The organism is Streptomyces purpurascens, assembly GCF_045040895.1.
Lineage (GTDB): Bacteria > Actinomycetota > Actinomycetes > Streptomycetales > Streptomycetaceae > Streptomyces > Streptomyces purpurascens.
On record NZ_CP108341.1, the window covers coordinates 8,518,935 to 8,533,993 of the forward strand.

Consider the following 15,059-nt stretch of genomic DNA (forward strand, 5'->3'; position numbering starts at 1 on the left):
CGTAGTCCGGGGACGAGACCCGGGGGAGACCCCGTCAGTCCCCGGCGAGCCGGTCCTGCGCGGCACGCCACCGCTCGGTCCCGCCGCGCGGCTCGTACCGCGTGAGCGGCTGCGTACGGACGAGCAGCCGCCGCATCCCCGCCAGGTCACCGACCAGGCCGTGCGCCCGCGCCTGCACCAGCACGTTGCCCAGGGCGGCGGCCTCCGTCGGCCCGGCGACCACCGGCAGCCCGCAGGCGTCGGCGGTCAGCTGGCACAGCAGCGCGTTGCGCGTGCCACCGCCCACCACATGCACGACGTCGACCGGATGCCCGGCGAGCCGCTGCGCGTCCCGCACGGCCTTGCGGTGTGCGAGGGCGAGGGAGTCGAGGATGCAGCGCGTCACCTCGGCCGGCGACTCCGGCACGGGCTGCCCCGAGGCCCGGCACGCCTCGGCGATCCGCTGGGGCATCCGCCCCGGCGCGAGAAACGCCGCGCCACCGGCATCGACGACCGACCGCAACGCCGGCACCTTGGACGCCTCCAGCAGCAGCGCGCCCAGATCCGTCTCGCCCCAGGCCCGCACACACTCCTGGAGCAGCCACAGCCCCATGATGTTGCGCAGATACCGGACCGTGCCGTCCAGACCCAGCTCGTTGGTGAAGTTCGCCGCCCGGCTCTCCTCGGTCAGCACCGGCGCGTCCAGCTCCAGACCGGCCAGCGACCAGGTGCCGGTGCAGATGTACGCGAACCGCTCGCCCGGCGCCGGCACGGCGGCGACCGCCGACGCGGTGTCGTGCGACCCTACGGCCGTCACCGGCACGGGACCGGTCAGCCCGGTCTCCTCCAGCACCTCCGGCCGCAGCACACCCGCGGAGTCCCCGGGCTGCCGCAGCGGCGCGAACAGCCCGAGGTCGATGCCCAGCCGCTCCGCGACCCCGTACGCCCAGTCCCGCGTGCGCGGATCGATCAGCTGGGTCGTCGAGGCGTTGGTCAGCTCCGTGCCCTGCTCACCGGTCAGCCAGTACGTCAGCAGATCCGGCATCAGCAACAGCCGCCGGGCCTGGTCGAGTCGGTCCGTGGAGCGGGCGGCGGTCAGCTGATACAGGGTGTTGAAGGGCGCGTACTGAAGACCCGTCGCCGCGTACAGCTCCTCGGCGGGCACGGTCGCCCACACCTTCTCCGCGACGCCCTCGGTACGGCTGTCGCGGTAGTGCACCGGGTTGCCGAGCAGCGCCCCGTCGGCGTCCAGCAGGCCGTAGTCCACGGCCCAGCTGTCGATGCCGACGGAGTCGACCCGCCCGGCCGCCTTCAGTCCGTCCAGCACCCCGGCGTAGAGCCCGAGCACGTCCCAGTGCAGCCCCTCGGGCACGCGCACCGGCCGGTTCGGGAAGCGGTGGGCCTCGCTCAGCTCCAGCGAGTCCGGGCCGACCCGGCCGACCATGACGCGCCCGCTGGACGCGCCGAGGTCGACCGCGGCGTATGACCTCACAGCGGCGCTCATCGCAGGAAGGCGGCCGCGACGCCGGCGTCGACCGGGATGTGCAGCCCGGTGGTGTGGGTCAGGTCCCCGCCGGTGAGGGCGAAGACGGCGTTGGCGACATGCTCGGGCAGCACCTCGCGCTTGAGGATGGTCCGCTGGGCGTAGAACTCACCCAGCTTCTCCTCCTCGACCCCGTACACGGCGGCCCGCTTCGCCCCCCACCCCCCGGCGAAGATCCCGGACCCGCGCACGACACCGTCCGGGTTGATCCCGTTGACCCGGACCCCGTGCTCGCCCAGCTCGGCGGCGAGCAGCCGCACCTGGTGGGCCTGGTCGGCCTTGGTGGCCGAGTAGGCGATGTTGTTGGGCCCGGCGAACACGGCGTTCTTCGACGCGATGTAGACGATGTCGCCCCCGAGCCCCTGCGCGATCATCACCCGCGCCGCTTCCCGCGACACCAGGAAGGACCCGCGCGCCATGATGTCGTGCTGCAGATCCCAGTCCTTGGCCGAGGTCTCCAGCAGCGGCTTGGAGATCGAGATACCCGCGTTGTTGACGACGAGATCGACTCCGCCGAAGGCCAGCACGGCCGCCCGGAACGCCTCGGCGATCTGCTCCTCGGATGTGACGTCCACCGTCACGGAGACTGCCTTGTCCGCCCCGCCCAGCTCCTCGGCGACGGCCCGGGCGTTCTCACCGTTGAGGTCCGCGACGACCACACACGCGCCCTCGGCCACGAGCCGCCGCGCGATGGCCTTCCCGATCCCGCTGCCCGCACCGGTGACGAGCGCGACGCGCGTGGCCAGCGCCTTGGGCTTCGGCATCCGTTGGAGCTTGGCCTCCTCCAGCGCCCAGTACTCGATGCGGAACTTCTCCGACTCCTCGATGGGCGCGTACGTCGAGACAGCCTCCGCCCCGCGCATCACATTGATGGCGTTGACGTAGAACTCCCCGGCCACCCGGGCGGTCTGCTTGTCCTTGCCGAAGCTGAACATGCCCACGCCCGGGACCAGGACGATCGCCGGGTCGGCGCCGCGCATGGCGGGGGAGTCGGGCAGGGCGTGCCGCTGGTAGTAGGCGGCGTACTCCTCGCGGTACCCGGCGTGCAGCTCCTTGAGCCGGGCGACGGCCTCGTCGAGCGGAGCGGCCGGCGGCAGGTCGAGGACGAGGGGCCGGACCTTGGTCCGCAGGAAGTGGTCCGGGCAGGAGGTGCCCAGCGCGGCCAGCCGCGGATGCTCCGCGCTCGCGAGGAAGTCGAGAACGACCTCGGAGTCGTCGAAGTGCCCGACCTGAGGCCGGTCCTCGGAAGCGAGGGCGCGGACGTACGGCGCGAGGGCGGCGGCCCGCTCCCGGCGCTCACCGGCGCTCAGCGCGGCGTACCCCTCGATCACCGGCCCGAAGGGCTCGGCCTTCCCCCGCTCGGCCAGGAACGTCTCGGCGGTCCGGATGATGTGCAGCGAGTTCCGCTCGCACTCCTCGGAGGTGTCACCCCAGGCGGTGATCCCGTGCCCGCCGAGAACACACCCGATGGCCTGCGGATTGGCCTCCTTCACGGCGGCGATGTCCAGCCCCAGCTGGAACCCGGGCCGCCGCCAGGGCACCCACACGACACTGTCCCCGAAACACTCGGCGGTCAGCTTCTCCCCGTCGGCCGCGCAGGCGAGCGCGATCCCGGAATCCGGATGCAGATGATCGACATGAGCGGCCTCGACGAGCCCGTGCATGGCGGTGTCGATGGAGGGAGCCGCCCCGCCCTTCCCGTGCAGGCAGTAGTCGAACGCGGCGACCATCTCGTCCTCGCGCTCCACCCCCGGATACACATCCACCAGCGCCCGCATCCGATCCAGCCGCAACACGGCCAGCCCGCCCTCGGTCAGCGTCCCGAGATCCCCACCGGACCCCTTGACCCACATCAGCTCCACATCACCCCCGGTGACGGGATCGGTCTCGGTGCCCTTGGCGGAGGCATTGCCTCCTGCGTAGTTGGTATTACGGGGATCAGCACCGAGCCGATGCGACCGAGCGAGCAGAGCGGCAGCTTCGGGATGGGTAGCCATGAATGCCAGTTCCTTTCAAAGGAGAGTGGAGGTTTCCTCAGGGGCGCGGGGAACTGCGCGACCAGCAACAACCGGCCCGCACCCCGCAGACAACAGATCTCGGCAGACGCTTACGCACCCCACCCCGCCTGCCGCCCACCAACCCGCTCGGCCACGATCTTCTCGCCCCACCCGGACCGCCGGTAGGCGGCAATGGGCTCGGGGTCCAACCCCGTCTCTTCCCGCACCTCCCGAAGCAGCGGCCGCACATCCGTGTTGTACGCATCCATCACCACGGCATTGGCCTCGAGAACGTCCCCGGACGCCTGCGCCGCACCCAGCGCATCCCCGTCAACGAGCAACGCCTTCGCCGTAGCCTCCTGCACGTTCATCACCGACCGAATGATCGCCGGAATCTTCGCCTCGATGTTGTGACACTGATCGAGCATGAACGCGACCTCGGGCGTGAACCCGCCACCCCGAATCACCTCATACATGATCCGGAACAACTGGAACGGATCCGCGGCCCCCACCATCAGGTCGTCGTCCGCGTAGAACCGCGAGTTGAAGTCGAACCCTCCGAGCTTCCCCTCACGCAACAGCGTCGCCACGATGAACTCGATGTTGGTCCCCGGCGCGTGATGCCCCGTGTCGACCACGACCTGCGCCTTCGGCCCGAGCTTCAGGCAGTGCGCATACGCCGTCCCCCAGTCCGGAACATCCGTCGTGTAGAACGCCGGCTCGAAGAACTTGTACTCCAGCAGCATCCGCTGCCCCTCGCCCAGCCGCTCGTAGACCTCCGCGAGCCCCTCGGCCAGCCGGTCCTGCCGCCCCCGGATGTCGTCCTGCCCGGGATAGTTCGTCCCGTCGGCGAACCACAGCTTCAGATCCGTCGACCCAGTCGCGTCCATGATGTCGACGCACTCCAGCAGATGATCCACGGCCTTCCGCCGCACCGCCGCGTCCGGGTGGCAGATGCTCCCGAGTTTGTAGTCGTCGTCCTGGAAGGTGTTGGAGTTGATCGCGCCGAGCCGCACACCACGCTGCTCCGCGTGCTTCGCCAGCGCCGCGTAGTCGTCGACCTTGTCCCACGGAATGTGCAGGGCCACCGTCGGGGCGACCCCCGTGAACTCGTGCACCTTCGCCGCGTCGTCCAGCTTCTCGTACGGATCGCGCGGCACACCCGCCTGCGCGAACACCTTGAACCGGGTGCCCGAGTTCCCGTACGCCCACGACGGCGTCTCGACGGCCTGGGTCTTGAGAGCGGTCTTCGCCGCGGCGAGCTCGGTCACGTCAGGGCTCCTGTGGCATCGGGTCGTAACGACCACCGAATGAAACGATTCAGGACGCGAAGCTATGGGCCCCCCGAAGGGGTGTCAACCCCTCCGGCTCACACGGTTTCCCGTGACCGGTGCGTGACCTTCTGTCCTCGAAATATTTTCGACCGGTACCCATTGACGTGACATGCGCGGCCCGCCTAACGTCCCGGCAACCCAGTTGAAACCTTTCACGACGCCGGGAGGGCCTCCCGCCGGCGTCGTCGAGGAGCCCTCATGACCCACCCGTCCACCACGGGTCCGGCACCGGTTCTGGCACTGAGGGACGTGTCCAAGTCCTTCGGCGCGGTCCGCGCACTGCGGGACGTCTCCCTGGAGCTGTTCCCCGGGGAGGTGCACGCCCTCGCCGGCGAGAACGGCGCCGGCAAGTCCACCCTCATCAAGGCGCTCGCCGGAGTACACCGGCCGGACGCCGGCCAGGTGCTGCTCGATGGTGCGCCCGTCGTCTTCAACGGCCCCGGCGACGCCCGCGACGCCGGCATCGCCGTGATCTACCAGGAGCCCACGCTCTTCCCCGACCTGTCGATCGCCGAGAACATCTACATGGGCCGCAGGCCCAAGCGCGCCCTCGGCCGGATCGACCACAAGGCCACGCACAACGCGACCGCCGCCCTCATGGAGCGCCTCGGCGTCGAACTCGACCCCGACCGGCCCGCCCGCGGCCTGTCCATCGCCGACCAGCAGATCGTCGAGATCGCCAAGGCCCTCTCCTTCGACGCCCGCGTCCTGATCATGGACGAGCCGACCGCCGCCCTCACCGGCAGCGAGGTCGCCCGCCTCTTCGGCGTCGTACGCACCCTGCGCGACCAGGGCGCCGCCGTGCTGTTCATCTCCCACCGGCTGGAGGAGATCTTCGAGATCTGCCGGCGGGTCACCACCCTGCGCGACGGCGCCTGGATCGCCAGCGAGCCCCTGGACGGCATGACCGAGGACGACCTCGTGCGCCGCATGGTCGGCCGCGACCTCGACGAGCTGTACCCCAAGCAGGACGTGACGCCGGGCGAAGTCGCCCTGAGCGTGCGCCGCCTGACCCGCGAGGGCGTGTTCACCGACGTCTCCTTCGAGGTGCGGCACGGCGAGATCGTCGGCCTCGCCGGGCTCGTCGGCGCGGGCCGCACCGAGGTCGCCCGGGCCGTGTTCGGCATCGACCGCTGGGACGCGGGCGAGGTCTCCGTGGAGGGCAAGGCCCTCCTCAACGGCGCCCCCTCCACCGCGATGTCCGCCGGACTCGCCCTGGTCCCCGAGGACCGGCGCGCCCAGGGCCTGGTGATGGACATGTCCATCGAGCGGAACATCGGCCTCACCGGGCTCCGTACGACCGTCAGGGCCGGGCTCATGGACCGCGGCGCCGAGCGCAGCCGCTCCCTCGACTGGGCCGTCAAGCTCCAGGTGAAGTACGCCCGGATCGCCGACACCGTCAACACCCTGTCCGGCGGCAACCAGCAGAAGGTCGTGCTCGCCAAGTGGCTGGCCACCGGCCCCAAGGTACTGATCGTCGACGAGCCGACCCGGGGCATCGACGTCGGCACCAAGGCCGAGGTGCACCGGCTGCTGTCCCAGCTGGCCGCCGACGGCGTGGCCGTCCTGATGATCTCCTCCGACCTGCCCGAGATCCTCGGCATGGCCGACCGCGTGCTGGTGATGCACGAGGGCCGCCTCACCGCCGAGATCCCGCGCTCCGACGCCACCGAGGAAACCGTGATGGCCGCAGCCACCGGGAGGGCCGCCGCATGACGGTCGTCACTCCCCGAGAGGCCCCCGTGGCCGACGTGCCCAGGTCGAGCGGCACACGGCTGGTCGACCGCGTCTTCAAGATGCGCGAACTCGCCATCCTGGTCGTGTTCCTGGTGATGATCGCCGTCACCCAGGCCGGCAACAGCGAGTTCCTGTCCGAGCAGGGCATCAAGGACCTGCTGCTGAACGCGACGATCCTCGTGCTGGTCGCCACGGGCCAGTCCCTGGTGGTCATCACGAGGAACGTCGACCTGTCCGTCGGATCCACGCTCGGCATCAGCGCGTTCGCCGCCGGAACGTATCTCCAGGGCGGCGGCAACCCGGTCGTGGCCATCGCGCTGGCCGTCCTGCTCGGCATCGGCTTCGGACTGCTCAACGGACTGCTCGTCAGTCTCGGCCAGGTGCCCGCGCTCGTCGTCACCCTCGGCACGCTCTACATCATCCGCGGCATCGACTCCATCTGGGTCGGCTCCCGCCAGATCACCGCGGCCGATCTGCCCGGCGGGTTCGTCGACTTCGGCTCCGGCGGCGTCTGGGCGGTGCCGTACCTGGCGCTGATCGCCCTGGCGGTGCTGGTGGCGACGGCGTACTACCTCAAGCACTACGGCAGCGGACGCGAGCTCTACGCCCTCGGCTCCAACCCGGAGGCCGCCCGGCTCGCCGGCATCCCCGTCCGCAAGCGGATCCTCGCCGCGTACACCTTCTGCGGCGCCCTCGCCGGACTCGCCGGCGCGATGTACCTCGCCCGGTTCGGCAACGTCGACTCCGGCACCGGCAACGGCTACGAACTGACCGTCGTCAGCGCGGTCGTCGTCGGCGGCGTCGTCTTCACCGGCGGCTCCGGCAGCGTCTACGGCGCGGCCCTCGGCGCGCTGCTGCTGACCTCCATCAACAGTGTGCTGCCCGCCCTCGGTGTCAGCTCGGTCTGGGTGCTCGCCATCAACGGCATCCTGCTCATCCTCGCGATCGCGGTCGACCGGGTCGTCGCGCTGCGCGTGGCCTCCGCCCTGAAGAAGAGGAACGCCCGCCATGGCTGACATCTCCCTGAGCCGAGCGATCCGCTGGGATACGGTCGTCGGCGCCCTGCTCGTCGTGGTCCTGCTGTTCTCCTTCGGGTTCGTCGACGGCTTCGGCAACGCGCTCAACCTGTCGTTCCTGATCGGGAGCACGCTGCCGATCGCGCTGATCGCCCTGCCGATGACCCTGCTGGTGGTGTCCGGGGAGATCGACCTGTCCGTGGCGTCCACCGCCGGTCTGTCCGGTGCCGTGATGGGTGGCTTGTGGAACCAGGGCATGACCATCGAGGCGATCATCCCCATCTGCCTGTTGCTGGGTGTGGTGTGCGGGATGGTCAACGGTCTGCTGGTGACCAGGCTGGGACTGCCGTCCCTCGCCGTCACCATCGGCACGCTCGCCGCCTACCGGGGTATCGCGCAGATCGTGCTCGGGTCCGACGCGGTGACCGACTTCCCCTCGCAGTACCTGGAGTTCGCGGCCGGGCGCATCGGCGACACGTTCATCCCGTACGCCTTCCTGCCGTTCCTCGTCCTGCTCGCCATCGCCGTGGTCGCACTGCACGCCACGCCGTTCGGACGGTCGTTGTTCGCGATCGGCGCGAGTGAGGAGGCAGCGCGCTTCGCGGGCATCCGCGTCAAGCGGCAGAAGCTGCTCCTGTTCACGCTGACCGGGTTGATGGCCTCGCTGACCGGCATCTTCTGGGCGCTGCACTACGCCAGCGCCCGCTACGACAACGCTACGGGGCTCGAACTGTCGGTCGTGGCCGCGGTGTTGCTCGGCGGTATCGATTTCGACGGCGGCAAGGGCACGTTGGGTGGTGCGATCGCCGGGGTGTTCCTGCTCGGCGCGTTGCAGAACGTGATGAGCCTTCAGGATGTCTCGGCGCAGTCGCAGATCGTCGTGACCGGTGTGTTGCTCGTGCTTTCCGTTCTCGGGCCGCGGGTGGCTCGGCAGATCGCCGTGTTGCGTGCGCAATCGTCCGGCTGACCCGTTGTTCGTGGCTCGTCGCGCAGTTCCCCGCGCCCCTGAGCGGCGCTTCCCTCAACCTCTTTCAAAGGAAACCGTCATGCGTAAGTCCACCCTCCGCCGCAGCTGCGCGGCGCTCGCCACCGCCACCTCCCTCGCCCTGGCCCTCACCGCATGCGGCGGCACCACCAAGAAGGACGTGGCGAACGAAGGGGCATCCGCCGCCACCGCCGGCAAGGCCGATCCGAACGCCGCCACCAAGAAGGGCCTCACCGTCGGCTTCCTGCCCAAGCAGGTCAACAACCCGTACTTCACCTCCGCCGACAAGGGCGGCGAGAAGGCGCTGAAGGAGCTCGGCTCCAGCTACAAGGAGGTCGGTCCGTCCAGCGCCACCGACACCTCCGGGCAGGTCAGCTACGTCAACACGCTCACCCAGCAGCAGGTCGACGCGATGGCCGTCTCCGCGCAGGACCCGGGCGCCCTGTGCACCGCGCTCAAGCAGGCCATGAAGAACGACATCAAGGTCGTCACCTACGACTCCGACACCACGCCCGACTGCCGCAACGCCTTCGTCTCGCAGGCGTCCGCCGAGGACCTGGGCCGCACCGAGGTGCAGCTGCTCGCCAAGCAGATCGACTACAAGGGCGAGATCGCGATCCTTTCCGCCGCGCAGACCGCGACGAACCAGAACACCTGGATCGACTTCATGAAGGACGAGCTGAAGAAGCCCGAGTACAAGAACATGAAGCTGGTGAAGACCGCGTACGGCAACGACGACGCCCAGCAGTCCTTCCAGCAGACCCAGGGCCTGCTCCAGGAGTACCCGAACCTGAAGGGGATCATCTCCCCGACCACCGTCGGCATCAAGGCCGCCGCCCAGTACCTGTCGGGCTCCAAGTACAAGGGCAAGGTCAAGCTGACCGGCCTCGGCACCCCGAACGACATGCGCAAGTATGTCAAGAACGGCACCGTCGAGGCGTTCGAGCTGTGGGACCCGGCCAAGCTCGGCGAGCTGGCCGCCCGTACCGCCGTCGCCCTGTCCTCCGGGCAGATCACCGGCAAGGAGGGCGAGACCTTCAAGGCCGGCTCCATGGGCGAGTACACCATCGGCAAGGACGGTGTGATCAGCCTCGGCAAGCCGACGGTGTTCGACGCCAAGAACATCGATCAGTTCAACTTCTGATCACTGGATTCCGATCACCGAAAGGGGTGTCGATGCAGCGCGTGTGCTTCCTGCTGAAGGTCAGGGCGGACCGCCTCGACGAGTACCGCGAGCGGCACGCCACCGTGTGGCCCGAGATGCTCCAGGCGCTCTCGGAGACCGGCTGGCACAACTACTCGTTGTTCCTGCGCGAGGACGGACTGCTGGTCGGCTACCTCGAGACCGAGGACTTCGCAGCCGCCCAGGCCGGAATGGAAGCCACCGACGTCAACGCCCGCTGGCAGGCGGAGATGGCGCCGTTCTTCGAGTCGCTGGACGGCGCCCGGCCCGACGAGGCCATGAAACCGCTCACGGAAGTGTTCCACCTCGCATGACGATGGAGTCCATGAGATGCACAGACGTACGCTGCTGGCCGCCGCCCTCGCCGGGGCCGTGGTGACCCCCGCCCTCGCCTCCGGCACCGCCCGGGCCGCCGGTCCGGGGCCCTCCGTGACCCGGACCGGCACCACCACGCTCGACAGCCAGGCCGTCTTCTTCGTGTCGTACGACGGACTGGTCAACAACAACGCGTTCCAGAAGAACGGCCTGCTGACCTACAAGGGCTACCAGTACGCCGTCTGGTACACCGCCGACCGCAACGCCGTCGTCGGCCGCCGCGCCCTCGGATCGAGCACCTGGTCCACCGTGAAGGTCGGGCACACCCTGCGGTACGACGACTCCCACAACGTCATCTCCATGGGCGTCTCCAAGGTCGACGGCCGTCTGCACCTCAACATGGACTCCCACAGCGACGGCTTCACCTACGTCAAGTCGGTCGCCGGACTGATGGACAACCCCGGCGGCCTCAGCTGGACCGCCGCCCGCTTCGGAGCACCCCAGTCCACTCTGGACGGCCTGGCACTGACCTCGCAGTTCACCTACCCGCAGTTCGTCTCCACGCCGGACGGCAAGCTCCAGCTGAGCTACCGCGTCGCCGTCTCCGGCAACGGCCGCAACGCGCTCGCCGAGTACGACGGCACCAAGTGGGCCAACCTCGGCGAATGGTCCGCCTCCACGGGCACGTACACCAGCGAGCACGGCTCCTCGACCGCCCGCAACATGTACCTGCACGGCATCGACTACGACCGGAACGGGCGGCTGCACTCCTTCTTCACCTGGCGCGAGCAGAACGGCGCCGTGATGTGCGACGGCGGCGGCATCAGCAACCACGACACCGGCTACGTCTACTCCGACGACCGGGGCCGCACCTGGCGCAACAACGCCGGCAGCGTCGTCGGCGTCACCGGCGGCTCCGACAAGGTGTCCGTGAACGACGCCGGGCTGGTCGTGGACCCGCTGAACCCGGACCACTCCCTGATGAACCAGGAGAGCCAGTTCACCGACTCCGCGGGCCGGCCGCACGCGATCATCTCCTACGTCCCCGGCCGCTTCGGCCAGTGCACCACCGACTACGTCGCGAACCGGACCGCCAACGGCCGCGCCTTCCACGTCCGCAGGAACGCCTCCGGCACCTGGCAGAAGACCGAGATCCCCGTCCCGCTGAACTCCAGCCAGCGCACCAAGCTGATCCTGGACAAGTACGACAACGCGTACGCGATCTACCCGTTCGGCCGGATCGCCGGCGCCTCCGCGGCCTCCGGGTACACCGACTGGAAGATCCTTTTCGACGGCAGTGGCCTCAACGCCTTCGGCGAGGTCGTCATCGACGAGACACGTGTCGGGCAGGACGGGGTGCTGTCCTTCATGTACCAGGAGAAGTCCAGCGGTACGACACCCTCGGCGCTGCACGTCGTCGACTTCCGGCTCCCCGCCTGACCGGATCCGGTCGCCTGGGCGGCATGCCGGTAATGTGAAGCCGCCCCGGCCGCCGCCCCTCGTCTCCCCCTTGGAGGTCCCTGCCCGATGTCCCAGTCGGTGGGTATCAAGGACGTCGCCCGTGCCGCCGGAGTCTCCGTCGGCACGGTGTCGAACGTGATCAACCGCCCGGACACGGTCGCGACCGAGACCCGGGCCCGCGTGCAGTCCGCGATAGACCGGCTCGGTTACGTCCGCAGCGAGTCCGCGCGGCAACTGCGCGCGGGCCGCAGCCGGATCATGGGGCTGCTCGTCCTCGACATGGGCAACCCCTTCTTCGTCGACGTGGCACGCGGCGCCGAGCGCGCCGCCCGCCAGGCCGGACTCGGCGTGATGGTCTGCAACAGCGCCCAGAACCCGGGCGAGGAGGCCGACTACCTGTCGCTCTTCGCCGAGCAGCGCGTGCGCGGCGTGCTGCTCACCCCCGCCGACGCGACGGGGCGCAACATCGAGGCCTTCCGCCGGCACGGCATCCCGTTCGTCCTGGTCGACCGGGTCGCCGAGGGCACCACGGAGTGCTCGGTCTCCGTCGACGACGTGGCGGGCGGCGCCCTGGCGGTACGCCATCTCGTCGACGCCGGGCACCGCTCCCTCGCGTATGTCAGCGGCCCGCCCGGCCTCAACCAGGTCCGCGACCGGCGTACGGGCGCCCTGGAAGCGCTCGCCGAGGCCGGGCTCGGCCCCGACGCGCTGCGCGAGCTGCCCACCGAACGGCTGGACGTCGCCGCGGGCCGTGACGCCGGAGCCCGGCTGCTCGGCCTCGCCGACCGGCCCACCGCCGTGTTCTGCGCCAACGACCTGCTCGCGCTCGGCGTGCTTCAGGCCATGTACGCGGCGGGCGTGGGTGTCCCCGACGACCTCGCCATCGTCGGCTACGACGACATCGAGTTCGCGGCCGCCGCCGCCGTCCCGCTCACCTCGGTACGGCAGCCCGCCGTCACCATGGGCGCCATGGCGGCCGATCTGCTCCTGGAGGAGACGGAGGCGGAGGGCGCGGTGAAGCCGCACGAGCACCGACGGGTCGTCCTCCAGCCGGAGCTGGTGGTCCGCCGCTCCAGTCTGTCCGCCCGCTGAGCCTGAACGGCCGTTCAGCAAGGTTTCATGATCCGAAGGGCCCACCCGCGGACGTTCCCTGTGATGAACTGGGACGCGGTCCGAAAATCCGTCCGTCCCGGGAGCCCTGTTGACCGTCAGCTACCGCCAGCCCGGAGTCGTTCTCACCGACCGTCGCTTCACCGTCCCCCTCGACCACGACCACCCCGAGGGCGACACGATCGAGCTGTACGCCCGCGAGGTCGTGGCGAGCGGCAAGGCCCACCAGGACCTGCCCTGGCTGCTCTATCTGCAGGGCGGTCCCGGCTTCGGCGCGGACCGCTCCGTCGGCAGGCCCGGCTGGCTGGGCAGGGCCCTGAAGGAGTTCCGCGTCCTGCTCCTCGACCAGCGCGGCACCGGCCACTCCACGCCCGCCAACCGGCAGACGCTCCCGCTGCGCGGCGGCCCCGCCGAGCAGGCCGACTACCTCACCCGCTTCCGCGCCGACTCGATCGTCCGCGACTGCGAGGCCATCCGCCCGCTGGTCACGGGCGGCGCGCCCTGGACCGTCCTCGGCCAGAGCTTCGGCGGCTTCTGCGCGACCAGCTACCTCTCCCTCGCCCCCGAGGGCCTGGCCACCGCCGTGATCACCGGCGGGCTGCCCGCCCTGGACGCCCACGCCGACGACGTCTACCGGGCCGCCTTCCCGCGCGTCGAACGCAAGGTCGCCGCCCACTACGCCCGCTACCCGCAGGACGCCGAGCGCGCCCGCCGGATCGCCGACCACCTGCTGACACACGACGTGGTCCTGCCGAACGGCTACCGGCTCACCGTCGAGGCGTTCCAGTCCCTCGGCATCCTCCTCGGCACCGGCGACGGCACCCACCGCCTCCACCACCTCCTGGAGGACGCCTTCGTCCGCACCCCGCAGGGCTTCACCCTGTCCGACGCCTTCCAGGAGCAGGCGCAGGGCATGCTGTCCTACGCCCGCCACCCGCTGTACGCCCTGGTCCACGAGGCGATCTACGGCCAGGACGGCCGGCCCACCGCCTGGTCGGCCGAGCGGGTCCGCGCCGAGTTCCCGCAGTTCGACGCGGCCAAGGCGCTCGCGGGTGACGAGCCGCTGCTGTTCACCGGCGAGTCGATCCACCCCTGGATGTTCGACTGCGACCCGGCCCTGCGCCCCCTGCGCGACACCGCCGACCTGCTCGCCGCCCGCACCGACTGGACACCCCTGTACGACGCGGCCCGCCTGGCCGCCAACAAGGTTCCGGTCGTCGCGGCCGTCTACCACGACGACATGTACGTCGACACGGCCCACTCCCTGCGGACCGCCCGCACGATCCGCGGCCTGCGCACCTGGATCACGGACGAGTTCGAGCACGACGGTGTGCGCACCGGCGGCACCCGCGTCCTCGACCGGCTGCTGGCCATGGCGCGTGACGAGGCCTGAGGCCGGTGGCCCGGACAAGGGGCCTGCCGTTTGGATCACGCCGCAGACGCGGGGTCTGGCACGCACATCTGCGGCGTTGTCGTCACTCGCCGACTCCCCCACGCTCGGCTGCGCTCGCGCGGGCGGTGCCCCCATCGCGTCGACTCCCTCCTCCGCCTTGCAACTGCACGCACCAGACCCCGCTCACCGGCGCTGACGAGAAACCGCCAGTTCCCTGCGACCTGATCCAAACGACAGGCCCTAGTCTGCCGACATGACGACCACTCAACTCCAGCCCATGCCCGACGACTGGCGGCGTGCCCTCGCGGTCGTGGCCCACCCGGACGACCTCGAGTACGGCTGCTCGGCGGCGATCGCCGGCTGGACCGACGGGGGCCGCGAGGTCGCCTATGTGCTGGCGACCCGGGGCGAGGCGGGCATCGACACGCTGGAGCCGGAGAAGTGCGGCCCGCTGCGGGAGCGCGAGCAGCGGGCGAGCGCGGCGGTGGTCGGCGTCTCGGCCGTGGAGTTCCTCGACCACAAGGACGGCGTCATCGAGTACGGCACCGCCCTGCGCCGCGACATCGCCGTCGCCATCCGCCGGCACCGGCCCGAGCTGGTCATCACGCTCAACCACCGGGACACCTGGGGCGGCGTCGCCTGGAACACCCCGGACCATGTCGCCGTCGGCCGCGCCACGCTCGACGCGGCCGGCGACGCCGGCAACCGGTGGATCTTCCCGGAACTCGTCGAGCAGGGCCTCGAACCGTGGGACGGAGTGCGCTGGGTCGCGGTCGCCGGTTCCAGCACACCCACCCACGCCGTCGACGCGACGGCCGGTCTGGAGCGCGCGGTGGCCTCGCTGCTCGAACACCGCACCTACATCGAGGTGCTGACCGACCAGGACCCGGAGACGTACGTCCGCGGCTTCCTGACCCGGCACGCCGAGGCCACGGGCGAGAGGTTCGGGGGCAGGCCGGCGGTGGCGTTCGAACTGTTCAGCAGATGACTCGGCAGACGACGGACG

The 15,059-nt window shown here is 70.3% G+C and carries 12 protein-coding genes; 9 read left to right on the forward strand and 3 right to left on the reverse strand.

Annotation, left to right across the window (positions count from 1 at the left end):
* Nucleotides 1-34 precede the first annotated feature (34 nt).
* From OHU35_RS38675 to rhaI, 3 genes are all read right to left on the reverse strand, one after another.
* On the reverse strand, nucleotides 35-1,483 hold the full coding sequence (locus OHU35_RS38675) for a rhamnulokinase family protein (protein WP_405508651.1): 1,449 nt from the start codon (nucleotides 1,481-1,483) through the stop codon (nucleotides 35-37).
* Nucleotides 1,480-3,519, reverse strand: a complete 2,040-nt coding sequence (locus OHU35_RS38680; protein WP_405508653.1) for a bifunctional aldolase/short-chain dehydrogenase — start codon at nucleotides 3,517-3,519, stop codon at nucleotides 1,480-1,482. Before OHU35_RS38680 ends, OHU35_RS38675 begins: the two co-directional genes overlap by 4 nt.
* A gap of 110 nt (nucleotides 3,520-3,629) precedes the next feature.
* A complete protein-coding gene (gene rhaI / locus OHU35_RS38685) occupies nucleotides 3,630-4,790 on the reverse strand; it encodes an L-rhamnose isomerase (RefSeq protein ID WP_359892837.1) in 1,161 nt (386 codons plus the stop codon).
* Between the two features lie 261 nt (nucleotides 4,791-5,051).
* On the opposite strand from rhaI, the gene OHU35_RS38690 reads away from it, so the two are divergent.
* From OHU35_RS38690 to OHU35_RS38730, 9 genes are all read left to right on the forward strand, one after another.
* Nucleotides 5,052-6,569, forward strand: a complete 1,518-nt coding sequence (locus OHU35_RS38690; protein ID WP_189722046.1) for a sugar ABC transporter ATP-binding protein — start codon at nucleotides 5,052-5,054, stop codon at nucleotides 6,567-6,569.
* On the forward strand, nucleotides 6,566-7,606 hold the full coding sequence (locus OHU35_RS38695) for an ABC transporter permease (protein ID WP_405508655.1): 1,041 nt from the start codon (nucleotides 6,566-6,568) through the stop codon (nucleotides 7,604-7,606). The genes OHU35_RS38690 and OHU35_RS38695 overlap by 4 nt, the downstream gene beginning before the upstream one ends.
* Nucleotides 7,599-8,573, forward strand: coding sequence for an ABC transporter permease (locus tag OHU35_RS38700; protein ID WP_189722044.1), 975 nt, complete (start codon nucleotides 7,599-7,601; stop codon nucleotides 8,571-8,573). The genes OHU35_RS38695 and OHU35_RS38700 overlap by 8 nt, the downstream gene beginning before the upstream one ends.
* Before the next feature lie 79 nt (nucleotides 8,574-8,652).
* On the forward strand, nucleotides 8,653-9,735 hold the full coding sequence (gene rhaS, locus OHU35_RS38705; RefSeq protein WP_189722043.1) for a rhamnose ABC transporter substrate-binding protein: 1,083 nt from the start codon (nucleotides 8,653-8,655) through the stop codon (nucleotides 9,733-9,735).
* Between the two features lie 32 nt (nucleotides 9,736-9,767).
* Nucleotides 9,768-10,088: an L-rhamnose mutarotase gene (locus OHU35_RS38710; RefSeq protein WP_359892830.1), complete on the forward strand. Its 321-nt coding sequence runs from the start codon at nucleotides 9,768-9,770 to the stop codon at nucleotides 10,086-10,088.
* A gap of 16 nt (nucleotides 10,089-10,104) precedes the next feature.
* Complete coding sequence (locus OHU35_RS38715) at nucleotides 10,105-11,529, forward strand: BNR repeat-containing protein (RefSeq protein ID WP_405508656.1); 1,425 nt, start codon at nucleotides 10,105-10,107, stop codon at nucleotides 11,527-11,529.
* Nucleotides 11,530-11,616: 87 nt separating this feature from the next.
* Complete coding sequence (locus OHU35_RS38720; protein WP_189722040.1) at nucleotides 11,617-12,642, forward strand: LacI family DNA-binding transcriptional regulator; 1,026 nt, start codon at nucleotides 11,617-11,619, stop codon at nucleotides 12,640-12,642.
* Nucleotides 12,643-12,751: 109 nt separating this feature from the next.
* Nucleotides 12,752-14,053 (forward strand): alpha/beta fold hydrolase, encoded by a 1,302-nt coding sequence (locus tag OHU35_RS38725; RefSeq protein WP_405508658.1) that lies wholly within the window; start codon nucleotides 12,752-12,754, stop codon nucleotides 14,051-14,053.
* A 253-nt stretch (nucleotides 14,054-14,306) separates the two neighbouring features.
* Nucleotides 14,307-15,041, forward strand: coding sequence for a PIG-L deacetylase family protein (locus OHU35_RS38730; protein WP_405508660.1), 735 nt, complete (start codon nucleotides 14,307-14,309; stop codon nucleotides 15,039-15,041).
* Nucleotides 15,042-15,059 lie beyond the last annotated feature (18 nt).

Coding starts and splice junctions, on each gene's coding strand:
- OHU35_RS38675 (WP_405508651.1), bottom strand. CDS start 1,483: ATGAGCGCCGCTGTGAGGTCATACGCCGCGGTCGACCTCGGCGCGTCC.
- OHU35_RS38680 (WP_405508653.1), bottom strand. CDS start 3,519: ATGGCTACCCATCCCGAAGCTGCCGCTCTGCTCGCTCGGTCGCATCGG.
- OHU35_RS38690 (WP_189722046.1), top strand. CDS start 5,052: ATGACCCACCCGTCCACCACGGGTCCGGCACCGGTTCTGGCACTGAGG.
- OHU35_RS38695 (WP_405508655.1), top strand. CDS start 6,566: ATGACGGTCGTCACTCCCCGAGAGGCCCCCGTGGCCGACGTGCCCAGG.
- OHU35_RS38700 (WP_189722044.1), top strand. CDS start 7,599: ATGGCTGACATCTCCCTGAGCCGAGCGATCCGCTGGGATACGGTCGTC.
- rhaS (WP_189722043.1), top strand. CDS start 8,653: ATGCGTAAGTCCACCCTCCGCCGCAGCTGCGCGGCGCTCGCCACCGCC.
- OHU35_RS38710 (WP_359892830.1), top strand. CDS start 9,768: ATGCAGCGCGTGTGCTTCCTGCTGAAGGTCAGGGCGGACCGCCTCGAC.
- OHU35_RS38715 (WP_405508656.1), top strand. CDS start 10,105: ATGCACAGACGTACGCTGCTGGCCGCCGCCCTCGCCGGGGCCGTGGTG.
- OHU35_RS38720 (WP_189722040.1), top strand. CDS start 11,617: ATGTCCCAGTCGGTGGGTATCAAGGACGTCGCCCGTGCCGCCGGAGTC.
- OHU35_RS38730 (WP_405508660.1), top strand. CDS start 14,307: ATGACGACCACTCAACTCCAGCCCATGCCCGACGACTGGCGGCGTGCC.